Source organism: Pseudomonas nitroreducens, assembly GCF_014204515.1.
Taxonomy (GTDB): Bacteria; Pseudomonadota; Gammaproteobacteria; order Pseudomonadales; family Pseudomonadaceae; genus Pseudomonas; species Pseudomonas nitritireducens_A.
In genome coordinates, this window is sequence record NZ_JACHLI010000059.1 from 1 (window position 1) to 23,483 (window position 23,483).

19 protein-coding genes are annotated in these 23,483 nt (G+C 61.6%); 4 read left to right on the forward strand and 15 right to left on the reverse strand.

From position 1 onward, the window contains the following. Positions 1-163: 163 nt before the first annotated feature. Together HNP46_RS34710 and HNP46_RS36320 are read left to right on the forward strand one after the other, a co-directional pair. The gene (locus HNP46_RS34710; RefSeq protein WP_184598595.1) at positions 164-745 is read left to right on the forward strand and encodes an IS30 family transposase; all 582 of its coding nucleotides are present in this window, start codon (positions 164-166) and stop codon (positions 743-745) included. Continuing rightward, positions 717-887 (forward strand): hypothetical protein, encoded by a 171-nt coding sequence (locus HNP46_RS36320; RefSeq protein ID WP_409372490.1) that lies wholly within the window; start codon positions 717-719, stop codon positions 885-887. The genes HNP46_RS34710 and HNP46_RS36320 overlap by 29 nt, the downstream gene beginning before the upstream one ends. 376 nt (positions 888-1,263) lie before the next feature. On the opposite strand, the gene HNP46_RS34720 is transcribed toward HNP46_RS36320, so the two are convergent. From HNP46_RS34720 to HNP46_RS34740, 5 genes are all read right to left on the reverse strand, one after another. Then, positions 1,264-1,665: a TetR family transcriptional regulator gene (locus tag HNP46_RS34720; protein ID WP_184598597.1), complete on the reverse strand. Its 402-nt coding sequence runs from the start codon at positions 1,663-1,665 to the stop codon at positions 1,264-1,266. Continuing rightward, positions 1,655-3,259, reverse strand: a complete 1,605-nt coding sequence (locus HNP46_RS35995) for a site-specific integrase (RefSeq protein WP_260403344.1) — start codon at positions 3,257-3,259, stop codon at positions 1,655-1,657. The genes HNP46_RS34720 and HNP46_RS35995 overlap by 11 nt, the downstream gene beginning before the upstream one ends. Positions 3,260-3,495: 236 nt before the next feature. Next, positions 3,496-5,106, reverse strand: coding sequence for a hypothetical protein (locus HNP46_RS34730; protein ID WP_184598600.1), 1,611 nt, complete (start codon positions 5,104-5,106; stop codon positions 3,496-3,498). 25 nt (positions 5,107-5,131) lie between these two features. Continuing rightward, positions 5,132-6,274, reverse strand: coding sequence for a tyrosine-type recombinase/integrase (locus HNP46_RS34735; protein WP_184598602.1), 1,143 nt, complete (start codon positions 6,272-6,274; stop codon positions 5,132-5,134). Between the two features lie 96 nt (positions 6,275-6,370). Next, entirely contained in the window at positions 6,371-8,344 is a 1,974-nt protein-coding gene (locus tag HNP46_RS34740; RefSeq protein ID WP_184598605.1) for a PhoX family protein, read from the reverse strand. A gap of 368 nt (positions 8,345-8,712) precedes the next feature. Here HNP46_RS34740 and HNP46_RS34745 point away from each other — a divergent pair, with 368 nt between their 5' ends. Beyond that, positions 8,713-9,591, forward strand: coding sequence for a LysR family transcriptional regulator (locus HNP46_RS34745; protein WP_184598607.1), 879 nt, complete (start codon positions 8,713-8,715; stop codon positions 9,589-9,591). A gap of 580 nt (positions 9,592-10,171) precedes the next feature. Here the strand turns inward: HNP46_RS34745 and HNP46_RS34750 are convergent. From HNP46_RS34750 to bioB, 10 genes are all read right to left on the reverse strand, one after another. Then, complete coding sequence (locus HNP46_RS34750) at positions 10,172-11,950, reverse strand: acyl-CoA dehydrogenase C-terminal domain-containing protein (protein WP_184598609.1); 1,779 nt, start codon at positions 11,948-11,950, stop codon at positions 10,172-10,174. A gap of 345 nt (positions 11,951-12,295) precedes the next feature. Then, positions 12,296-14,092 (reverse strand): acyl-CoA dehydrogenase C-terminal domain-containing protein, encoded by a 1,797-nt coding sequence (locus HNP46_RS34755; protein WP_184598612.1) that lies wholly within the window; start codon positions 14,090-14,092, stop codon positions 12,296-12,298. Positions 14,093-14,211: 119 nt separating this feature from the next. Continuing rightward, positions 14,212-15,492 carry a GGDEF domain-containing protein gene (locus HNP46_RS34760; RefSeq protein ID WP_184598615.1) on the reverse strand — a complete coding sequence of 427 codons (1,281 nt, stop codon included), beginning with the start codon at positions 15,490-15,492 and terminating at the stop codon, positions 14,212-14,214. A gap of 171 nt (positions 15,493-15,663) precedes the next feature. After that, positions 15,664-17,469: a phenylacyl-CoA dehydrogenase gene (locus tag HNP46_RS34765; protein ID WP_184598618.1), complete on the reverse strand. Its 1,806-nt coding sequence runs from the start codon at positions 17,467-17,469 to the stop codon at positions 15,664-15,666. A 309-nt stretch (positions 17,470-17,778) separates the two neighbouring features. After that, positions 17,779-18,009 carry a hypothetical protein gene (locus HNP46_RS34770; RefSeq protein ID WP_184598620.1) on the reverse strand — a complete coding sequence of 77 codons (231 nt, stop codon included), beginning with the start codon at positions 18,007-18,009 and terminating at the stop codon, positions 17,779-17,781. A gap of 74 nt (positions 18,010-18,083) precedes the next feature. After that, entirely contained in the window at positions 18,084-18,767 is a 684-nt protein-coding gene (gene bioD / locus HNP46_RS34775) for a dethiobiotin synthase (protein WP_184598628.1), read from the reverse strand. Between the two features lie 185 nt (positions 18,768-18,952). Continuing rightward, positions 18,953-19,759 carry a malonyl-ACP O-methyltransferase BioC gene (gene bioC, locus HNP46_RS34780; RefSeq protein ID WP_184598636.1) on the reverse strand — a complete coding sequence of 269 codons (807 nt, stop codon included), beginning with the start codon at positions 19,757-19,759 and terminating at the stop codon, positions 18,953-18,955. Next, complete coding sequence (locus HNP46_RS34785; RefSeq protein WP_184598639.1) at positions 19,752-20,477, reverse strand: alpha/beta fold hydrolase; 726 nt, start codon at positions 20,475-20,477, stop codon at positions 19,752-19,754. The genes bioC and HNP46_RS34785 overlap by 8 nt, the downstream gene beginning before the upstream one ends. Next, entirely contained in the window at positions 20,470-21,675 is a 1,206-nt protein-coding gene (gene bioF / locus HNP46_RS34790) for an 8-amino-7-oxononanoate synthase (protein WP_184598648.1), read from the reverse strand. Before bioF ends, HNP46_RS34785 begins: the two co-directional genes overlap by 8 nt. Positions 21,676-21,772: 97 nt before the next feature. After that, positions 21,773-22,825 (reverse strand): biotin synthase BioB, encoded by a 1,053-nt coding sequence (gene bioB / locus HNP46_RS34795; RefSeq protein ID WP_184598650.1) that lies wholly within the window; start codon positions 22,823-22,825, stop codon positions 21,773-21,775. A gap of 241 nt (positions 22,826-23,066) precedes the next feature. On the opposite strand from bioB, the gene HNP46_RS34800 reads away from it, so the two are divergent. Further along, positions 23,067-23,360 carry a hypothetical protein gene (locus HNP46_RS34800; RefSeq protein ID WP_184598653.1) on the forward strand — a complete coding sequence of 98 codons (294 nt, stop codon included), beginning with the start codon at positions 23,067-23,069 and terminating at the stop codon, positions 23,358-23,360. Positions 23,361-23,483 lie beyond the last annotated feature (123 nt).

A 23,483-nucleotide genomic window follows, 5' to 3' on the forward strand; every position in this document is an offset into this window, starting at 1 on the left:
CCGAGTTTGATGTAAAGCCGAACGGCACGTTGCCGATCCTCGTATGAATACATGAGCTACCACCTCAGGTAGTCCAAGAAATTGTCCGCACCTCCGGGGGTCACTTTTGAGTCGGCGTTGACAGCTGTGGACCAGAGCCTTACGGCCCAAGATCTGTTTGCTGGTGAATAATCCAGATTTATCTCGCATTGTCTCTGACAAGCTGGAGCAACGCTGGTCACCAGCGCAGGTTGCTGGTTGGCTGCGCCGGTCTTTTCCGGAGGGCGAGCAGATGCAGGTGTCCCAGGAGACTATCTACAAAAGCCTCTACATCCGGGCCCGAGGGGCACTGTGGCAGGAACTGAGCGACTTCCTGCGCCGTCGCCACAAGTTTCGTCACGCCCGGACTTACACGACAAAGTCTTCAACACGAGAGCAGATCGTAGAGGGCATTTCGATTGCTGAGCGTCCCGTTGAAGTCGAGGACAGAGCGGTTCCGGGACACTGGGAGGGCGACCTGATCAGCGGCCCCGGAAACAGTCATATGGCTACGTTGGTTGAGCGGAAAACTCGCTTTGCCATGCAGGTGAAGCTGGAAGAAAAAGGCACCTTGAGTGTGGTTACTGCCCTGTCGCGACAGATGCGAATTCTCCCAGCGCTTCTCAGACAAAGCTTGACGTGGGACAGACAGGGGCGGCGAGTTTGCGGCTCACAAGGCGTTCACGATGGCCACGGATATGCCGGTATACATCTGCGATCCTCATAGTCCTTGGGAGCGAGGTAGCAACGAGAACACTAATGGATTACTGAGACAGTCCTTTCCAAAGGAGATGAATCTGTTTCAGGCAATTCAAGTAGAGATGGGTAAGGTGGCCTCTGAGATAAATAAAGACCGCGTAAGACGCTAGGACTTCAGTCACCTGCGGAAAAATTATCCGAGCTGTTGCGCTGACCATTTGAGGCCAAGCTCGCTTTCTATTTGAGTACGGCGCACGACCTGAACGGCACCTTCCGATCCACGATGGGTGGCGGTGCTCGTTCATGAAGCGGTGCTTCACTCGGGCTCCGTGGCAATCCCCCAAGATCTGTTTGCCAGCATACAGCCAGCTACCTCGCAGAAAATCGCGGAGGTGATGGATCAGGTTAACGCAAGTGGGGCCAGGGCACGATGTGTCCGCCCGCGTTCCAGCCCTCCCCCCGAATGGATCATGAAAGGTGAATTGCCGGGTCGGTGTTACACGATCCGAATCGACCAGCTTTGGACAATACAATTCCGTTCGAGTCCTATTTCCCTGGCTTCAAGCTCAATGCAGCAACCTTTCCGCCGGAAAGCACTTTCAATTCCGCCACCTCAAAAATCAGGCGTTGGTTTACCGAGGCTAACTGAGCGAGTTCCACCAACAGTTGATCGTTTTCGGCACGAAGCGCCCTGTTTTTTTCCTTTTCACTCATCAGCGCTTGGTGCTTTGAATCACGTTGGGCACGCACCGATTTGCCCATGAGGGTGCGAATCCTCTCGGCCACCGCTGGGTAGGTGTTATGAATTAGGCCCGGCGTCACATTCGCTGCTCGGGCGACCGAGGCGATGGTGAGACTCTCGTTGTTTGCAACAAGGCTCTCAATGACCTTATCGAGAGTATCAAGGGTCTTTGATCTTGAACGACCTTGAGTGCGCTTAGTAGCCATTGGCAGCCTCGGCCGCATCGTCGTTTAGTGGGGAGAGGCCCAGGGTGTTGAGGACATCAAGTGCTACCTGCATATCCCGCTCAGCTCGCTGCCTGACAGCAGGACCTGCGTCGATGATTTTGATCAACTCCTGCTGCTGGCTGTAGATGTCTTGCCACGTGCCAACGAAAAACTCATCGATCACCGAATTTTTGCAACCAGGGCACCGAGTCGCTTCGTAAAGACCGGCACCTCCACAGCCCCGCTCCGTTGCGATGCACCAGCCATGTCCAGTTGCACGAATGTTCGCATGCGGGGCAGTTTGAGCAAGCAGGGCAGCCCTGTCCTTAATTGGGATTGCCCGTAACTCAACAATCTTTTCACCTGCGCCACCTGCCAGTGGCTGATCGTCCAACCATGATTCAATTAAGTCAATTTTAAACTGCGTCATCTGCTGCATGATCTCATCGAAAAGAGCCATATCTTGCTGCGGATTGGACGCATAAAGCTGCGTCATGCTCATGCTGCTGTGCTTAAACTGCCACTTAAGCCAGATAAGTGAAGTACGCCCCATGCGCGACTCCACGAAGCACCTAGCATAGGTACGGCGGCACTGGTGCGTTCGTAGCGGCCAGTCGCTACCAGCAGCTTTTGCGGTACGATCAAATGCACGGTTAGAGCCGGCCCCACTAAGCGCACCAACATGCTTCGGCCCGGTTTTACCGTCTTTGGGGTGGCGGGCCAGAAACAGTTTTTTCGAATCCCTCCGAGCTTTTTCCAATCTCAGAAAATGCTCTACAGGATCATTAGGATTAGTAGCTTTTTCGAGACCTCGAATCTCATGTTCAAGCTCCTTTCTAATGCCCATTGAGTATAGTACCAGCAGGTCTAGCGCGTTCAACGTAAGCTCTGGGACGATATATTCAACTCGCCCCTTTCCAGTCTTGTGCTCGATTGTTGACACCCAGCAAAACAAGACGCCGCCCTTATACTCCCTGCGCCACTTATAAACTTCAATCCCAATGGCTTCATCATTACGCATGCCGCTAGTGATAGAAACCATATAAAGCACAGCATCTCGAACTCGAATAAACATTCGTTCATCGCATGGCGGGTAGCCGATGCCATTTCCGGCCAGTTCCTCCTTAGCTTCTAAAACAAGGGCCTCGCAATGATTGAAAATTTTGGCCTGCTCATCCGGAGGAATAATATCCGTCCGCCCAACACTCCTGTCGACCGATTCAATGCCCTTGCACTTCCCAACACCGCAAATACGCCATAATTTTGAATCCCCCCACGGAGAATACTGAATTGGAAAAATCATTTCGGAGGCAAAGATCCAAAGAAAATCAATAATCCGTAAGCGCCCATAAAGTGAGAGGGGGCTTAATTTCAACTCGTACTTGCAATGATGAATGTAGTTGCTTATGTGAATAGGGCGAACATCATTAAACCTTGCGACACCAAGCTTGTTAAGCCAGCGTACGAATGGCATGACGCTTGCGACGGCAAGTGTAGTAATCCCTCGTGCAATTGGAGGTTTTGAACCAGGCAGCCCCCTTTTAAACCAAGCGTATACCACTACTCTGCAATCATCGATGAGGGCCTTCGGCATACCTGTGTCCCAGGTTATATACTTTTCGCTCCTGGAGACATTAGCCTGATCAAAATAAGGACGCATATCCCACTGATCATCACCCAGCCTACTCAGAATCAATGTCTCGCCACTATCATTTACTATCGCACTGATTACAATGCTCTCTCGTTCTGCGGGACTCAGGCCATTCGCAGTGACAGGCTGCTTGACCAGAACGTCATACGCCTTCAATAGCGCCTTGCTACTTCTAGCGTTCAAATTAAACCGCCAGCTTTCTTTTTCATAAACTTGATTTTCGTTGCCCAAAACGGATGAGGAACTGCCTGAGCTTTAGCCTTCGCTTGATTTATAAGGGTGGAATCAAATTTTCGAGACGTGAACTCATTGATCAAATTAATATAATCATGTTGGCGTTTCCGCCACGCCTCCCATTCATCAGTAAGAAAGTATTCAATTTCAGCATATAGAAACTGCTGATAGCTGAAAAGCCGGTACAAGTCGTCCAGCGTACCCACGATTGCATAGCTAGGGCACCCCAAGCAGTGGATAAACTCAACGCAATGATTAAATCCATCCTTCGGAGCCCTGCTGCCGTAAAGTGTGTCCTTGCAGCCACCTGGCGGCGTTGGCGCGACGTCGATACCACGTAGCTTGTTAGGGAACGCATCTCCAACGAACGTGGCCCCTTCAACCATAATTTCATCATTAATTTTCAGATAATGATTATCTGCAACAATAGGGCTATGTCCCATTACGATGGAGACTTCAAGGATGTCGCCGCCGCTCAGTTTCCAAAGCCGGTTTTCCATAGTCTTACGTAGGCGGCTGAGTGATACGTGAAGACGCTCTCCCTCATCATTTTTGAGCGCGTGCCGATCACATATATTTTTGGTTGAAATGTACACAGCTCCCGGCGTGAGGGTGGCAATTTTGCTCTCGGCTCCTGGCTGTCCTGAACGATACAGCCACACATATGAGCCAACCTCATCAGAAGCAAGCGCAACAAGTGGCTTGCTAATCTCAAGAGCCTTATTCAGAACCGCGACACCATCAAGAGGAATAGCGCTATACTTATCAATCAGATTAGCCTGGCGAATTGTTTTAACCTGCGCGCCTTTGCCACGACGCTTGACAGTATTAAGCAGTCTCAAGTTAGGCACAAACGGATGAAGCTTCAAGGCATCTCTTGCCATCTCCAAGAGTGGAGTAGTATTGATACCAGACCTTGCCGCCGTTATAAGCAGCATGACCGACATTGCTTCCGCGCCGTTACCAGGGAACTCTCCCTTATGAATAGCAACGAGATCAGATTTCAACGCACCCAATAACCTCTGCATCTCACCCATCGAAAGTGGGTCTGCATCTTTTGTGCTCTGAGCATTATTGGGGAATGTGTTTGGAGGCAAGAGCTCCTTGATATCCCCCTCAATAAATCCGTAGTCAGCCAGCACGACAATCAGTGATTTGAAACTGGTATAATAATTCTTGGCCGTCGAACCATTAGGATACTTTAGCTTCAGCCAGGACACGAAACGCTCTAAATGGCACCTAGTCAAACTGTTTGGCGTTGCAGGAGGTAATTCTACTGCTCCGCTACGGAGAAAATTCAGAAAGAATCGCAGCCCGTTAACAGAGTAGCCAATCAGGGTGGAGACGGAGAAATTTCCGCCTAGCAACAAAGCCCTGATTACAAATATGCTCTGAGTCGCCCACGCATCAAAGCCTAGACCTAAATATTGAGAGTGATCAATCTGTCTATGATTTCTCGGATTCCTCGGCAAATCAATCTTAATATTATCCTCAGCAGTCTCGAATCCTTTGGTAACTGATGGCAGAACTGCCTTGTAATCTTTTTTGCGTGCCACTGACGCTACCTCAGGCGCGCTTAAATTAGTCAGCCATGAACATCATGTCGATCTCATCCTCGTGAGCAAGGACGGACTGGGCCTCAAGCTGATTTATCAGATGCAAGTAAACCATAGTGGTCTGCACATCAGAGTGCCCCAGCCTGTCTCGAACATACAACAATGGCTCGCCTTCAAAGTCCGTACTCTTGCGTAGTGCTAGCAGCGTGTATGTCCCGTAAGTGTGGCGCAGCATGTGGGCACGAACGTAAAAACCACATTTTCGCTCGTAAGACTTCATCACATCCACGACAGCATCCTTGGAATAGTGCCGACCTTCATTTGTCAGAAGCAGCGCACTGACATCTCCATCACCACAAGACTTGCGCAGTTCTCTTTGATGAAGAGAGTACGACCACATTTCTTCCATCAGCGACCAAGGAACATCGACAATCCTCGGTCGGTCGTACTTTATATGCATATCCAAGGGTTCCAGGGCGACACTAATCATTTGCCCCTGACGCAACCCCTTCCTCAATCTCGGATTGAACACATATTTCAGAGGAAAGGACCTAGCCTCACAGGAGCGAAGCCCGGTCCGCACCATTAGATGAAACAAGAGTTGATGGCTAGGGTCGGTTTCAATGGCGAAACATTCTTTGACTTGATCCTTAGTCAAGAACTTAGTCATCCGCCTTCGCTCACGCACCATAACTGAAATCTTTGTCCTCTCGGCTCCAGGCTTAGCAACGTGGCTGAGCAAACCAGAATGTGAAGCTGCTCTGACCTTCTTTTCACCGAAAGGCAGAACAGAAATCAGGTTGCACAGTTTTGCCCAACGATAGAACCTGACGATCAATCCCAGACGTTTGTTCAACGTACCAGGATCAAGCTCCAGTTCGCCGATAGACCAATCCGTATATCTCGAAAGGACGCTTAGACCGTGAGCAGGACTCTCATCATTCCATGCCAACAGATTAGCCTCCAGGAAGGCGAAGTAGTCATACAGGCGACGGCCGTATGCCTCCCATGTAAGATTACTGAGGGACTCACCGGACTCGACGAGCGTATGCCAGAGAAAGGATTGCGCTGGCTCGACTGGCCATCCCTCCGCTCCGATCAGCAGTGGGAATCCTTCGAAGGATCGACCTGCCAGTGTTAGGTCCTTTGTTGCGAATACAAGCCTCATCCCGCGCCTTACGCCATTACGAATGGGATCTCCCTTGAAGCCTGAAACGGCTGTTCCAGAGCGGTTCAGAAGGAGGTGCGGACTTTACAGCATCTACTAACGAATACCATCCATCAGATCATCCTTGGTGATCACCAGCGTCGTCGAACGCGGGATGCTCTTGCCGTCGCTGGCCGGGAAGCTGATGCCCGGATGCTGGATGTTCACCCACAACGTCCTGCCATCCGGCGTCTGGGTAATGCCGGTCAGCTCGCAGCCGCGCGGGCCGACCAGGAAGCGCCGCACTTCACGACTGTGTGGGTCGGCGCAGAGCAGTTGGTTGCAGCCCATGGCCTGCATCGGCGCCTCGGCGTCGTCGTAGTCGGTCTCGATCCACAGGCGTCCGGCGGTATCGAAGTACAGGCCATCCGGCGAGGAGAAGATATCGCCGTTGATGGTGCCGATCAGGTTCTCCGGCGCGCTGGCGCCTTGGTGCTCGCCGGCCAGCAGGAAGATTTCCCATTGGAACGTGGTGGCAGTCGGATCGCCGCCGGCCTCGTTCCAGCGCAGGATCTGCCCGTGGAGGTTGTCCTGGCGCGGGTTGGCCGCATCCACCGGCTGCTTCTTGCCGCGGGCATCGTTGTTGGTGAGGCTGACGTAGACCTCGCGGGTAGTCTGTTGCACCGCGACCCATTCGGGGCGGTCCATCGGCGTGGCGCCCAGCTTGTCGGCAGCGGCGCGGGCGTTGACCAGCACCTCGGCCTGGCTGGCGAAGCCGTTCTCGGCGCTCAGGCCGTTCTGCCCGTGCACCAGTGGCAGCCACTGGCCGCTACCATCGGCATTGAATCGCGCGACGTAGAGGGTGCCTTCGTCCAGCAGGTCGACGTTCGCCGCTCGGTTGTTCGCGTCGTATTGGCCGGCCGGGACGAACTTGTAGATGTACTCGCCCTTGGTGTCATCGCCGTAGTAGAAGGCCATGCGGTTGTCGGCCCCCAGCGAGAGGGTCGAGCACTCGCGGCAGAAACGACCGACGGCGGTGCGCTTCTTCGGCGTGGAGGTCGGGTCGAACGGGTCGATCTCCACCACCCAGCCGAACCGGTTCGGCTCGTTGACGTGGCCGCCATGGGGCTGGTCGGCTTTCGGTGTCGCGTCGAAGCGCTGATCCACCGCCTCCCAGGCGTAGTAGTTGCTGAACTGGCCGTTGGAGAGGCCGTAGCGCTTGTGCGCAACACGCTTGGCGTAGTCGGCCTTGTCGCGGTTGACGAAATACTGATGCCAGTTTTCCTCACACGCCAGGTAGGTGCCCCAGGGCGTGACGCCCATGGAGCAGTTGTTCAGGGTGCCGAGCACCTGTCTGGCCTCGGGGTCGCTGGCGGTGCGCAGCAGGTCGTGACCCGCCAGCGGGCCGGACAGGTCCAGCGGCGAGCTGCCGGTAATGCGGCGGTTGTAATTCGAACCCTCGATGCGCTGCCACTGGCCATCGGCGCCCTTCTTCACCTCGATGACGCTCAGGCCGTGGGCGGCGATTTCCTTGCGCACCTCGCCTTCCGGGCGGCCGCGCGAACCATCGGGGCGATCCTCAAAAGTCTGGCCCTTGGGGTGCAGCGTCGGGTTGATGTACTCGTGGTTGATCACCAGCAGGCCGTGGCTGTCCGGCGCATCGGGGAAGGGGAAGTAGTGCATGCCGTCATGATTGTCGCCGGCCTGCAGTTCCTGGGCTTTCCAGTCCTCGCTGGCGTCGCCCTTCCAGGCGGGCGAGCCGGTCACCACGGCGTCGCCCCAGGAGAAGAACGGCCGCGCGCTGTAACCCTCGGCGACTATCACCTGGTCGAACTTCGGGTCCTGCTGCACCGCCACGCCCTTGAAGCCCAGCAGCGCGGTGGGTACCGGTGCATCGGCGGCAAACAGCGAGCGGCCGGGGAACAGGCTGCCGCCGAGGAAGCCGACGGCGCCCAGCACCAGGCTGTTCTTCAGCAGGCGGCGGCGCGAGGCATCGATGATCTCGCTCATCGGCACGTTGCCGGAGGGGTTGATCGATTGGTCGTCGAAGGCGGCCAGTCGCTCGTGGAAATCCTGGAATCGTTCGCTCATCACGGGGAGTCCTTCCGCAGGGCCGCTCTCGAGTCGGCTCGGGTTGCCAGTAAAAGCCATCGGCGGAAGGTTAGGAACGCGCTGTTACGTCGGCATGACAACGCCGCCGAGCCCTGTGACGGGCTCGGCGGCGAGGATAAAAGCCGCCCCGCAGGACCAAGACGACGTCCGGGGGCGGGCGCGAGGGCATTTGCGAAGCACGCCGGGGCGGGCTTCAGGCATGGGGGAAATCTTCGACGGGGCCTATGGAAGCGGTGTTGTCTTACACCTTTGTCTACCCGTGCGATTTGGCTGACAGGCGCTAGAGTAGCGGCCTGGATAGCCGCCTATCCATTTCGATTTTCCAGTTTCGTTGATAAGCAAGCCTTATGGATTTCCGCCAGTTCCGCTATTTCGTCGCGCTCTACGAGGAAGGCCACGTCGGCCGCGCGGCCGAGCGCCTGGCGATTTCCCAGCCGGCGCTGTCACAGCAGATTCGCCAGCTGGAACAGAACCTGGACGTGGCGCTGTTCCAGCGCAGCGGCAAGCGCCTGCTGCCGATCGCCGCCGCGCACACGCTGTACAACCACGCGGTGCCGTTGCTGGAGGGCCTGGAGCGGGCACGCGAGGCGCTGCGTGGCTTCTGCGGTCAAAGCGCCAGCAGCCTGGCCATCGGCGTGCTGCAGACGGTCAATGCGAGCCTGGTGCCGCATCTGGTGGAACGCCTGCACGCCGCGCAGCCCCATGTGCAGGTACGCATCTACGAACTCTCCGGGGTGGAGATCGAGCGCCGCCTGCTGATCGGCCAGCTGGACATCGGCATCGGCTTCCTGCCACCGCGGCAGCCGGCGCTGCACGGTGTGGAGCTGTACCCAGACGAGTTGCAGCTGGTGATCCCGGCGGAGCATCCGCTGAAGGACTTCAGGAAAGTGTCGCTGACCCAGGCCGCGGAGCTGCCGATGCTGCTGCTCGGCGAGGAGTTCCGCGCCCGACAGATCTGGCAGGAACAACTGGCCGCCATCGGCCGTCGGCCCAGGGTACAGGCGGAGCTGAACCACATGGGCGGCATCCTTGACAGCCTGCCGCAGAGCCGCTTCGCCACGGTGCTGCCGGGACGTGCGCGGCAGATGCATGCGCACAAGGACCTGCTCTGGAAGCCCTTGAGCGAGCCGCGCATTCCGCTGAGCGTGGGACTGGTCTACCGCGATGCGCAGCGGCAGCAGCCGACGGTGGAGCTGCTCAGGTCGTTGCTGGATGGGGCGGTGTGACGCCCACCATTGCCGATGGGTATCGCTGCGCTCCACGCCATCCTACGACCGTGCTCCAGGCTACCCCGACGCTGTTTGTAGGATGGGTGGAGCGCAGCGATACCCATGCGGCCGCAGGCCCGCATGGAGCTTCTACGTAGGGCGGATAACGCTGGCGCGTTATTCGTCCTACGGTGACTTGTAGGAGCGAGCTTGCTCGCGAATGCTTCTGCGCCGGAGCTTGTTCGCGAGCGAGCTCGCTCCTACAGAAAAGCGCTCTCGCTTCGGAAGCGCCTGCAGGAATCGCAGGCAAGAAAAAACCCCGCTTCTTGCGAAGCGGGGTTTTGCAGACCGATATCCTGACGTCCATGCAGGCCACCATCCGTGGTGGAATCCCTATATTTCCGTGTTGTCTTTGGCGCTTCCTGCGCAATGTCCTGACTGAGAAAAAGAGTACCGCCGAAGGAACTTGTGAGAAAGACGCCGATCACCACCGCTGTTTGTAAGCTTTGGCTTACACGGATTCGTAATAGCCCCCTTCGGATTGGAAATATCCCATGAAAAAGCCCCGCCTGGGCGGGGCTCATTCATACAGGGCCGCTTAGAACTGCGCGGCGTCCAGCAGGTACAGCGACTCGCTGCCGGCCTTCACCGAGGCGGTCAGGGAGTGGATACGCGGTAGCAGGCGGGCGAAGTAGAAGCGCGCGGTGCCCAGCTTGCTGGTGTAGAACTCGTCCTGGCCTTCCTTGCCCAGCGCAGCGCGAGCCATCAGCGCCCACATGTACGCATAGGCGGTGTAGCCGAAGGCGTGCAGGTACTCGACCGAGGCGGCTCCGATCTCGTTCGGGTTGCCCTTGGCGCGATCCAGGACCCAGGCGGTCAGCTCGTCGAGGTTCTGCACGGCGGCGTTCAGCGGGCCGGTGAATTCGGCCAGTTCAGCAGAGGCCGAGGCGGTGAAGGCGCGAATCTCGTCGGTGAACAGCTTGGCGTAGGCGCCGCCGCTGCCGACGATCTTGCGGCCCATCAGGTCCAGCGCCTGGATGCCGTTGGTGCCTTCGTAGATCTGGGTGATGCGGCAATCGCGCACCAGCTGCTCCTGGCCCCACTCGCGGATGAAGCCGTGGCCGCCGAAGATCTGCTGGCCGTGAATGGTGGTTTCCAGGCCCATGTCGGTGAGGAAGGCCTTGGCCACTGGGGTCAGCAGGGCGACCAGTTCCTCGGCGCGCTTGCGGGTGGTCGGCTCTTCGCTGTACTTGGCGGTGTCCAACTGCATGGCGACGTAGCTGGAGAAGGCGCGACCGCCCTCGTTCAGCGCCTTCATGGTCAGCAGCATGCGGCGCACGTCCGGGTGGACGATGATCGGGTCGGCGGCTTTGTCCTTGGCGACCGGGCCGGTCGGTGCGCGGCTCTGGATACGCTCGCGGGCGTACTCCACGGCGCTCTGGTAGGAGCGCTCGCCAGTGGCCAGGCCCTGGATACCGACGCCCAGGCGCTCGTAGTTCATCATGGTGAACATGGCGGCCAGGCCCTTGTTCGGCGCATCGACGATCCAGCCGGTGGCGCCGTCGAAATTCATCACGCAGGTAGCCGAACCCTTGATGCCCATCTTGTGCTCGATGGAGCCACAGGACACGGCGTTGCGCTCGGCCAGGGAGCCGTCTTTGTTGACCATCACCTTGGGCACCAGGAACAGCGAGATGCCCTTGGAGCCGGCCGGCGCGTCGGGGAGCTTGGCCAGCACCAGGTGGATGATGTTCTCGGTCAGGTCGTGCTCGCCGCCGGTGATGAAGATCTTGGTGCCGGAAATCTTGAAGCTGCCGTCAGCCTGCGGTTCGGCCTTGGTGCGGATGATGCCAAGGTCGGTGCCGGCGTGCGGCTCGGTCAGGCACATGGAACCGGCCCAGGTACCGGCGTACATGTTCGGCAGGTACTTGGCCTTGAGCTCTTCGCTGGCGTGGTTGAGCAGCGACAGGCAGGCGCCGGCGGTCAGCATCGGGTACAGGCCGAAGGAGAGGTTGGCCGAGTTGACCATTTCCTCGACCTGGGCGCCGATCACCTTGGGCATGCCCATGCCGCCGAATTCCGGCGCGCCGCCCACGCCCACCCAGCCGCCTTCGGCGTAGGTGCGGTAGGCCTCGGGGAAGCCGGCCGGGGTCTTCACGCCCTCGGCGCTCCAGCTGCAGCCTTCTTCGTCGCCGCTGCGGTTCAGCGGGGCGATCACGCCGCCGGTGACCTTGCCGGCCTCCTCGAGGATCGCCGCAGCGGTCTCGACATCGACGGTCTCGGCCAGGGCAGGCAGTTCGGCCCACAGGTTGGCGACCTCGAAGACTTCATTGAGGACGAATTGCATGTCGCGCAGGGGAGCTTTGTAGTCAGCCATGATGGATCCTCGAACGAAAACGACGGCTGATCAGGCAGCCAGCGGTATCAGAATAGGAGGTACACGAAGGTACGCCGCCGGAGTTTACTCCAACAACTTTTAAGACTTTAAGCGTCATGTTGTGACTGCACAACTATATATTGGTCACAATATGTAGCCCAGACGAGAAGGCCCGCGCTGGGCGGGCCTGTTCGTCTGGCACGGGGATTACACCGAACTGCCGGCGCCACCGGCGGATAAAGCGTTCCGCTTTATGCGCCCTACAAAAGCCGGAAGCTTCCGCAACGACTCCTGTAGGGCGCATAACGCCAGCGGCGTTATCCGCCATCCCGGCTGGCGGAGGGATTACAGGGCGAACTGCTCCGCCGACAGGCGCATCAGCACTTCCGAACCCGCCTCTGCCGCCGCCACATGGGCGTGGGCGCGGGGCAACAGGCGGCTGAAGTAGAACTCGGCGGTGGCCAGCTTGGTCTGGTAGTAGGCCGCCTCGCCAGCGCCCTCCTCCAGCTTCTGCTGGGCGATGAGCGCCATGCGCAGCCAGAAGTAACCGAGGGTGACGTAGCCGGAGAACATCAGGTAGTCCACCGAGGCGGCGCCGACTTCGTCCGGGTTCTTCATGGCGGCCATGCCGACCTTCTGGGTCAGCTCGCCCCACTGCTTGTTCAGCGCCGCCAGTTGGGCAACCTGGGCTTTCAGCTGCGGATGCTCGGCGTGCTGCTGGCACAGCTGGTGCACCAGCTTGGTGAAGCCCATCAGCAGTTTGCCCTGGCTGCCGAGGACCTTGCGGCCCAGCAGGTCCAGCGCCTGGATGCCGTTGGTGCCCTCGTAGATCGGCGCGATGCGGCAGTCACGCACCAGCTGTTCCATGCCCCACTCGCGGATAAAGCCATGGCCACCGAACACCTGCATGCCGATGTTGGTAACCTCCAGGCCGGTCTCGGTCATGAAGGCCTTGCAGATCGGCGTGAGGAAGGCCAGCAGATTGGCCGCGCGCTCGCGCTCCTCGGGGTCCTGGGACAGGTGCTCGATGTCCAGCAGCTGCGCGGTGAAGTAGGCCAGCGCGCGGTTGCCTTCGTTGAACGCCTTCATGGTCAGCAGCATGCGGCGCACGTCCGGGTGGACGATGATCGGGTCGGCCGGCTTCTCCGGCGCCTTCGGGCCGGTCAGCGAACGCATCTGCAGGCGGTCCTGGGCATAACGCACCGCGCCCTGGTAGCTGGTCTCGCCGAGACAGAGCCCCTGCATGCCGGTGCCCAGGCGCGCGTGGTTCATCATGGTGAACATGCAGGCCAGGCCCTTGTTCGCCTCGCCGATCAGGAAGCCCTTGGCGCCATCGAAGTTCATCACGCAGGTGGCCGAGGCCTTGATGCCCATCTTGTGCTCGATGGAGCCGCAGGCCACGGCGTTGCGCTCGCCGGTCTCGCCGTTCGCGTCGAGGTGGAATTTCGGCACGATGAACAGCGAGATGCCCTTGGTGCCGGCCGGCGCGTCGGGCAGCTTGGCCAGAACCAGGTGGATGATGTTCTCGGAGAGGTCGTGTTCACCGGCGGAGATGAAGATCTTGGTGCCGGTGATCGCGTAGCTGCCGTCGGCGTTGGGCACGGCGCGAGTCTTGATGATGCCCAGGTCGGTACCGCAGTGCGGCTCGGTGAGGCACATGGTGCCGGTCCAGACCGCGCTGGTCATGCGCGGCAGGTAGGTGTCCTTCTGCTCCTGCGTACCGTGGGCGTGGATGGCGGCCATGGCGCCCTTGGTCAGGCCCGGGTACATGCCCCAGGAGCAGTTGGACGCGCCGATCATCTCGCTGACCAGCAGGCCGAGGGACGGCGGCAGACCCTGGCCACCGAATTCCGGATCGCTGGAAACGCCGTTCCAGCCGGCCTCGACGTACTGCGCGAAGGCTTCCTTGAAGCCCTTGGGCGTGGTCACCACGCCGTTGTCGAAGTGGCAGCCTTCCTCGTCACCGGAGCGGTTCAGCGGGGCGATGACCTGCTCGCAGAACTTCGCGCCTTCCTCGAGGATGGCGGCGAACATGTCCGGGCTGGCGTCGGTGGCGCCGAGGGCTGCGTAGCGGCCGGTGAAGTCGAAGACTTCGTCGGTGAGGAAGCGCACGTCGCGCAGGGGGGCCTTGTACTCGGGCATCGCGAATCTCCGTTCGGTTCAGGGCGCCAGAGTGGCGCGCAAACTTCGAACCTAACGGCCCGTGACCGCCCGGACAATCACGCTGCACGCGCTGAATGCGCAGTCATAACGCAGGCGGTTCAGGCGGTGCGCACCGCTCCGCGACGCGCCTGCCCGTGCACGGCCACGCGGTTGCGCCCGCCGCTCTTGGCCGAGTACAGGGCCTCGTCGGCGCCCTTGATGACTTCCTCCGGGCTGCGCCGCTCGCCATCGCGCTCGGCAACGCCGACGCTGATGGTCACCGAGACTGTCTGCGCATCCTTGCCACTGCGTCTGTTACGACCCTGGCGGTCATTCCGGGGACGGTTGCCGCGATCGCGCAGGTGCATGGCGTAGCCTTCGATGGCCTGGCGCACGCCGTCCAGATACGGCAGGCACTGCTCCACGGTCTTGCCGGCGAACACCAGGGTGAATTCCTCGCCGCCATAGCGGTACGCCTTGCCGCCGCCACCGGTACGACGCAGCTGGCTGGCGACCATGCGCAGCACCTGGTCACCGACGTCGTGGCCGTGGCTGTCGTTGAATTTCTTGAAGTGGTCCACGTCGATCATCGCCAGCACGTACTGCTGGCCCAGGCGCTGGAAACGCTCGTTCAGCGCGCGGCGCCCCGGCAGGCCGGTGAGCTCGTCGCGGAAGGCCATCTGGTAGGCCTCGTGGGCGACGGCGCCAGCCAGGGTGAGCATGACCAGGCTGGTCATCACGGTCAGCGCGTGGGGCAGGATGAACACCTTGGGCAACATCCACAGCAACCCGAGCAGGCCAACCAGTTGCGCGGCATGCAGCGGCCGCGGCTGGCGCACGTAGGCAGAGACCAGGGCGACGAAGGCCATCAGGAAGCCGAAGTAGGACAACTGCGCCAGGTTCATCCAGTCGCCGTGCAGGGAAGGCCAGTAGGTGTCGCTGAGCAGCTCCGCCAGCCCCTGCGGGAAGCGCCTGGCCAGGGCGGTGGCCACGCCGGCCACGGCGACCAGCGCGGCGCTGCGGGCCAGCAGGTCCTGCAGCAGGTGCATGCGTTCCTGCCAGATGCCGTACATCCCATACAGCAGCGGCAGCAGCACGCAGCACAGGTGGAAGACCAACGCGGCCTCGGGCATCACCACGCGGTGGGCCTGGAAGTAGTCGGCCTGGGTATCGAGCAGGAAGTACGCGATGTACACGCAGGTCAGCATGAACAGCTGGCGCTGGCGGTTGTAAACCAGGCATAGCGCGCCACCGAGCAGCAGCAACAGGGTCGGCAGGACGTTGAACAGCGAGGTGAAGAAGTCGGACAGTTCGGCCAGGGAGCCGGCGGCGATGCCGGCCGGGATCAGCAGCAGGGGCGTGAGGAAGTGGCTGAGCCGGTAGGGGGCCGTGGGTCGCACAAGGGGTTCCGCAGGGTGGATACCGGGCTCACGGTCAGGCGGCCGGCAAGTGGCGTAATGATGGCATTTTCTGCGGCGATTTGTGTGGCTTCGGATACGAAAAAGCCCGCCTGGCGGCGGGCTTTTTCCTGTTCAGCAGACGGACGGCAAGCAGCCGTCCGCAAGCACTGATCAGTAACCGAGGGCGAAATCTTCCTCGGCCAGGTCCATCAGGTTGCCGGCACCGGACAGCATGGTGGCGACGTGCGCGCGGGTGCGCGGCAGGATGCGCTGGAAGTAGAAGCGCGCGGTCTTCAGCTTGGCCTGGTAGAAGGCCTCTTCGCTGGTACCGGCGGCCAGCTTCTCGGCAGCCAGGCGCGCCATGTCGGCCCAGAAGTAGGCCAGGCAGGCGTAGCCGGAGAACATCAGGTAGTCGACCGATGCAGCGCCGACTTCCTCGCGGTCCTTCATGGCAGCCATGCCGACCTTCATGGTCAGGTCGCCCCACTCCTTGTTCAGCGCGGCCAGCGGTGCGACGAATTCCTTGACGGCTTCGTTGCCTTCGTTGGCCTGGCAGAACTTGTGCACGATCTTGGTGAAGCCCTTGAGCGCTTCGCCCTGGGTCATGAGGATCTTGCGGCCCAGCAGGTCCAGCGCCTGAACGCCGGTGGTGCCTTCGTACAGCATGGAGATGCGGCTGTCGCGGACGTTCTGTTCCATGCCGTGCTCGGCGATGAAGCCGTGGCCGCCATAGATCTGCACGCCGTGGTTGGCGGCTTCGAAGCCCACTTCGGTCATGAACGCCTTGGCGATCGGGGTGAGGAAGGCCAACATCGAGTCAGCGGCTTTCTTCTCTTCTTCGTCCTGGCTGCGCTGGACGATGTCGACCTGCTTGGCAGCGAAGTACAGCATGGCGCGGTTGCCTTCGGCGAAAGCCTTGGCGGTCAGCAGCATGCGACGTACGTCCGGGTGCACGATGATCGGGTCAGCGGCTTTTTCCGGCGCTTTCGGGCCGGTAAGCGAACGCATCTGCAGACGCTCGCGAGCGTAGGCGATGCCACCCTGGAAACCGATTTCGGCGTGGGCCAGGCCTTGCAGCGCGGTACCCAGGCGAGCGGTGTTCATGAAGGTGAACATGCAGTTCAGGCCCTTGTTCGGCGGGCCGATCAGGAAGCCGGTGGCGGCGTCGAAGTTCATCACGCAGGTGGCGTTGCCGTGGATGCCCATCTTGTGCTCGATGGAGCCACAGGAAACGGCGTTGCGCTCGCCCACATTGCCTTCGGCGTTGGGCAGGAACTTCGGCACGATGAACAGCGAGATGCCCTTGGTGCCCTGCGGGGCGTCGGGCAGGCGGGCCAGCACGATGTGGACGATGTTGTCGGCCATGTCGTGTTCGCCAGCGGAGATGAAGATCTTGGTGCCGGTGATCTTGTAGGTGCCGTCAGCCTGGGGCTCGGCCTTGGTGCGCAGCATGCCCAGGTCGGTGCCGCAATGCGGCTCGGTCAGGCACATGGTGCCGGTCCACTCGCCGGAAACCAGCTTGGTCAGGTAGGCGTGCTGCTGCTCCGGGGTACCGTGGGCGTGCAGGGTGTTCATGGCGCCGTGGGACAGGCCCGGGTACATGCCCCAGGACCAGTTGGCCTGACCGACCATTTCGCTGATGGCCAGACCCAGGGATTCGGGCAGACCCTGACCGCCGTGCTCGACGTCATGGGCCAGGCTCGGCCAGCCGCCTTCGACGAACTGCTGGTAGGCCTCTTTGAAGCCGGTCGGCGTCTTGACGCCTTCCGGGCTCCATTTGCAGCCTTCCAGGTCGCCAGTGCGGTTCAGCGGAGCGATTACCTGTTCGCAGAACTTCGCACCCTCTTCGAGGATGGCATTCACCATGTCCGGGGTGGCGTCTTCGGCACCCGGCAGGTTCTGGTAGTGCGCTTCGTAGCCCAGCAGCTCGTCGCGAACGAAACGGATATCACGCAAGGGGGCCTTGTAATCAGGCATAGCGGTAAACCTCTACGAAGGGTTCTGGTTAATGGGCGACCGGTTGCTGCGGTCGCAGTGCGGGAGCATTCCCGGCCGCCCAGTCGGTGCGCGCACGCATCCGGACAGTCAAACAGGCGTTTGAAACATACGTTTACGCCATACCCTTGTCAAGCGCGCAAACCGACCGTGCGGTCACGCTTGCCGGGCTGCCTGCGGGGTGTCATCGCGCAGCGCTCATGAAGCTAATTAAAGCCCATGGCAGAGCGGCCGGCGTGTCACAAGGACAGCCGGCCGCTCGGAATGATTCAGGGGGAGAAACGGACGCCGTCAGGCGCGGATATCGATGAGGGTGCCGAGCGTTTCGTCGGCGGCCTGGATGACCTTGGCGTTGGCCTTCACCTCGTGCTCGCCGCGGCGCAGGCCGACCAGGCGGTCGTTGAGCACTTCGCTGGGCGCGGTGCCCGCAGTCGCGATGTCGGTGCTGGCGCGGTCGACGCGGCGCTGGCCGTTCTGCACGCCGTAGAGGCCCGCAGAGAAAGCATTACCGGAGATTTCCATCGACACGCCTCCACAGCAAAAAGCAGCAAGTGGCCAGTATTCAAGCAGACGAAGCCTGCCAGGCCAAGGGTCGGTTACAAATCCAGGATGCCCAGGTCCAGATGCGCCGCCACCGCCGTCGGAGTCGCGTGGGCCAGGCGCGGCACGCGTCCCAGGCAGGGTGCGGGCAGGCGTTCGGCGAGAGTGGCGAGGTTTTCTTCCAGACGGGAGGTCGCCGGGTCGACGATGTTCGCTACCCAGCCTGCAAGCTGCAGGCCGTCACGCTGGATCGCCTCGGCGCTGAGCACCGCATGGTTGATGCAGCCCAGGCGCACGCCGACGACCAGAATCACCGGCAGCTGCAGGGCGACGGCCAGATCGGAGAGGTTCTCCTCTCCTGCCAGCGGTACGCGCCAACCACCGGCGCCTTCTACCAGGGTGAAATCGGCACCCAGCTCGAGGATCGACTGCACCGGGCCTTTCAGCGCTTCCACCGTCAGCTTGACGCCCTGCTCGCGGGCGGCGAGATGCGGGGCGATGGCGGGTTCGAAGGCGAAGGGGTTCACCTGTTCATAGGCCAACGGCACGCTGCATTCGCCCAGCAGCGCCAGCGCGTCGGAATTGCGCAGGCCCTCAGGGCTGCGCTCGCAGCCAGAAGCCACCGGCTTGGCGGCGGCGGTAGACAGCCCGGCCAGCCGCGCTGCGTGGAGCAGGCCGGCGGCGATGGTGGTCTTGCCGATCTCGGTATCGGTGCCGGTGACGAAGTAGGCGTGGGACATGGCTTTGTTGATTGCTCCTACGTGGACAGCTGTGCTCGGGCTTTCCCTCTCCCCCGCCCTCTCCCTGAAGGGAGAGGGAGCTTTACGTGCCGGCTGAAACCATGGCCTCATCCTGCTCCGAACGGTCCCATCTCCCTTCCGGGAGAGGGTTAGGGAGAGGGCAGCTCCCGCAACAGAATTTACGTTTACAGGGAAAAAGGTTTGCGCAGGACGGCGTACACCACCCGGTAGGTCGCCGGCAGCCCCTCGGGCTGGCGGAAGCGCTCGTAAGCGGCGATCAGCGCACGCACCCGCTCGCGCCCGGTGAGGCCGTCGGGCCGGCCGGGGTTGAGGTTGTGCGCGCCGAGCGCCTTGAGTTCATGGGTCAGGCTGCGCAGGTCAGGGAAATGCAGGACACGGTCCTCGGTGCGCAACTCCAGGACCTCCAGGCCGCTCGCGGCGCAGTGCTGCTGGTACTGCTCGAAGGCGCGGAAGCGATTCACGTGGACGAAACCGTCCACCGTTTCCCAGCTCTGCCGCAGCTCACCCAGGGTGCCGATGCACAGGCTGCTGAAGGCAGCCCCGCCACCGGGGCGCAGCACGCGGCGCGCTTCACTTAGAACTGCAGGCAGGTCAGCACACCATTGGATGGCGAGACTGGAAAACAGCAGGTCCGCCGCCTCGTCGCGCAGCGGCAAGCGCTCCGCATCGCCGCCGATGAAATGCTGCGCGCCGCCCAGATCGCGGGCGTGGCGCAGCATGCCTTCGGCGATATCGACGGACAGCCCCTGCGCCTGCGGATAACGCGCCGCCAGGGCACGGGTGAAATAACCGGTGCCGCTGCCCAGATCGATCCAGAGCTGCGGGGCAGCGTGCGCCGGCAGGAGCTCGAGCAAATGGCTGCCCACAGCACGCTGCAGGTCGGCCACCGCGTCGTAGGTCGACGCGGCGCGGGAGAAGGAAGCGGCTACCTGGCGTTTGTCGGGCAGCGCGCGGGTACTGCAATCAGGCATCGTCGCCCTCGTGGATGAACCTCAGGATGGCGCTGGCCACTTCTTCCGGCTGCTCCAGCGGCAGACCGTGGCTGGCGCCGGGCAATACGTTGACCTCGACGTCCGGCAGCCAGTCGAGCAATGCCTCGGCGGCACTGGCCGGGACCAGTGCATCGTTCGCGGCAAACAGGTGCAGTTGCGGGCCGGGGTAGCGGCCGAGGGCCGCGCGGGTATCGAGCTGCCCCAGCAGTTGCAGGCCGGCGGTCAGGCCTTCGACATTCATTTGCGGCAACGCCACCTGCAGTTGACGTGCGAGGGTACGGGCATCGCGGGCGCCCTGGCTGACCAGCATCGTGAAACGCTTGCGCACCAGGTGCGGCTCCAGCAGGAAGGCCTCGAAGAAGTCCTCGAACACTTCGCTGGCCATGGCGTCCGGCCAGTCCTCGCGACGGCGGAAGCAGACATTGCTGGCGACGGTCACCAGCCCGCGGCAGGACTCGCTGCGGCGCGCCGCCAGCTCGGCGCCGAGCATGCCGCCCAGCGACCAGCCGGCGATCCAGGCGTCGTGGGCGACGTTGTCGTCCAGTTCATCGAGCCAGGCGTTCGGATCGGCATCCGCCGGCAGCGGCTCGATCTGCACGTTCAGGTGCGGCGCCTGCTCCAGCAGCGCATCGCGCAGCGGTTCCAGCGGCGCGCTGCCCAGGCCCCAGCCCGGCAGCAGGATCAGTTGGTCACGCATCATCGCCCTCCTCGGCATCGATCTCTGCCAGAAGGCTAGACGACACGCGCTGCCAGCTTTCGGCGAGCGCCACCAGTAGGCGGTCGACCTGCGACTCGGTGTGCGAGGCGGACAGGGTCACGCGCAGGCGCGCAGTGCCGGCCGGCACGGTGGGCGGGCGAATCGCGCCGACCAGGATGCCGCGCTGGCGCAGCTCGGCGGACAGCGCCATGGCCTGGGCGCTGCCGCCGATGAGGATCGGCTGGATCGGCGTCGGGCTGTCCATCAGGCGCAGGCCGATAGCCTCGGCGCCAGTGCGGAAGCGCGCGATCAGCGCATCCAGATGCTCGCGTCGCCAGCTCTCGGCGCGTAGCAGCTCCAGGCTTTTCAGCGTGGCGCAGGCCACGGCGGGCGGCTGGCTGGTGGTGTAGATGTAGGGGCGGGCGAACTGGATCAGCGTCTCGATCAGCTCCTCGCTGCCGGCGACGAAGGCGCCAGCGGTACCGAAGGCCTTGCCGAGGGTGCCGACCAGCACGGGCACGTCTGCCATGCCCAGCCCGAAGTGCTCGACGATGCCGCCGCCAGTGGCGCCCAGCGGGCCGAAACCGTGGGCGTCGTCGACCATCACCCAGGCGCCCTTCTCCCTGGCCGTGGCGCAGAGCGCCGGCAGGTCGGCCAGGTCGCCGTCCATGCTGAACACGCCGTCGGTCACCACCAGGGTGTTGCCTTCGGCCTTGTCCAGGCGGGAAGCGAGGCTGGCGGCATCGTTGTGCAGATAGCGCGAGAAGCGCGCACCGGAAAGCAGCCCGGCGTCGAGCAGCGAGGCGTGGTTGAGGCGATCCTCCAGCACGCTGTCGCCCTTGCCGACGAGGGCGGTGACGGTGCCGAGGTTGGCCATGTAGCCGGTGGAGAACAGCAGCGCGCGAGGGCGACCGGTGAACTCGGCGAGCGCCAGCTCCAGCTCGTGGTGCGGGCCGCAGTGGCCGTTGACCAGGTGCGAGGCACCACCGCCGACGCCCCAGCGTTCAGCGCCGGCGCGCATCGCGGCGATCACCTCGGGGTGATTGGCCAGACCCAGGTAATCGTTGGAACAGAAGGCCAGCATCGGCTGGCCGTCGATGACCACCTCCGGCCCCTGCGGCGATTGCAGCAGCGGACGGCGGCGGTAGAGGTCCTCCGCCTGGCGCTGGGCCAGGCGGGCGGCGAGATCGAAAGGCATACGTGGAGCTCCAAGCGTTAAGCCACAAGCTGCAAGTAAAAGCCAGAAGCAAGCTCCGGGCTTGCAGCTTGAAGCTTACGGCTTGTGGCTGCTGTCTTCAGACAGCCGAATAGAACAGCTGGGAGTCGCGTTGTTCCACCAGCGCCTGCTCGATGGCGGCCTGGTGCACTTCGTCGGCATGCTCCTCGCGTTCCTCAGGCTTGATCCCTAAGCGCGCGAACAGCTGCATATCCTTGTCGGCCTGCGGGTTGCTGGTGGTCAGCAGCTTCTCGCCGTAGAAGATCGAGTTGGCGCCGGCCATGAAGGCCAGGGCCTGCATCTGCTCGTTCATCTGCTCGCGGCCGGCGGACAGGCGCACGTGGGATTTCGGCATCATGATCCGGGCGACCGCCAGGGTGCGGATGAAGTCGAACGGGTCGACGTCCTTCTCCTCGGCCAGCGGAGTGCCCTTGACCTTCACCAGCATGTTGATCGGCACCGATTCCGGGTGCTCGGGCAGGTTGGCCAGCTGGATCAGCAGGCCGGCGCGGTCGTCCACCGACTCGCCCATGCCGAGGATGCCGCCGGAGCAGATCTTCATCCCCGCTTCACGCACGTAGGCCAGGGTCTGCAGGCGCTCGCTGTAGGTGCGGGTGGTGATGATGTTGCCGTAGAACTCCGGCGAGGTATCCAGGTTGTGGTTGTAGTAGTCCAGGCCCGCTTCGGCCAGCGACTGGGTCTGCTCCTGGGTCAGCTTGCCCAGGGTCATGCAGGTTTCCAGGCCGAGCTTCTTCACGCCCTTCACCATTTCCAGCACGTAGGGCATGTCCTTGGCCGACGGATGCTTCCAGGCGGCGCCCATGCAGAAGCGCGTCGAGCCGATGGCCTTGGCTTCGGCCGCGGCCTGCAGCACCTTCTGCACTTCCATCAGCTTTTCCTTGTCCAGCCCGGTGTTGTAGTGGCCGGACTGCGGGCAATACTTGCAGTCTTCCGGGCAGGCGCCGGTCTTGATCGAGAGCAGGGTGGAAACCTGCACGCGGTTCGGGTCGAAATGCGCGCGGTGCATGCTCTGCGCCTGGAACAGCAGGTCGTTGAAGGGCTGTTCGAACAGGCCGCGGACTTCGGCAAGGGTCCAGTCGTGGCGGGTTACTTGGGCTGCGGTGGCACTCATCGGCAAAGTCCTTCGACGCTTGGGGGCGCCTCTTGTCTAAGGTGCCCCGGCGGCGCGCCACCGGGGAAATCAGGCTCAAGGCATCATATGTGCAGCTGTGACGCTGTCAACCACTCTCGCGACACAGGTCGACAAGTGATCACTTATTGATCATGCGACTGACTCAAATCTACCGCTTCGGCTGAACCGAGCAGGCCAGAGGCCACTCCAAGCCTCAGAACATTCAGGAGTCATGACCCAGATGGGAACAGAAGGATTCTTCGACAGCCTCGGCCAGATGGCCGGCAAGGCCATCCGCTTCATCGTCGATCTGCTGTCCGGCGTGCTCGGCGGCCTGTGGCGCGCCATGGACGACTTCTTCCATGGCCTGGCCCGGGCTGTGGGAATCGACGTCTCGATCTTCAGCTTCGTCCTGCTCTTCATCGGCCTGCTGCTGCTCTACAGTGGCATCCGCGCCTTCCTGCGGCGCTCGATTCTTGGCGGGCTGATCTGGACGGTGCTGGGCCTGGTGGTGTTGAGCTGGCTGATTCACTGAGCCACGCGCCCCGAACAGCCCCGCCCATGTGAACTGACCCCCAGATGTTGGACACCAACTCTGAGGGGTCCACATGGCAAGGCATGATGGGAAGTTCAAGCTAGAGGTGGCGCGCCACTATGT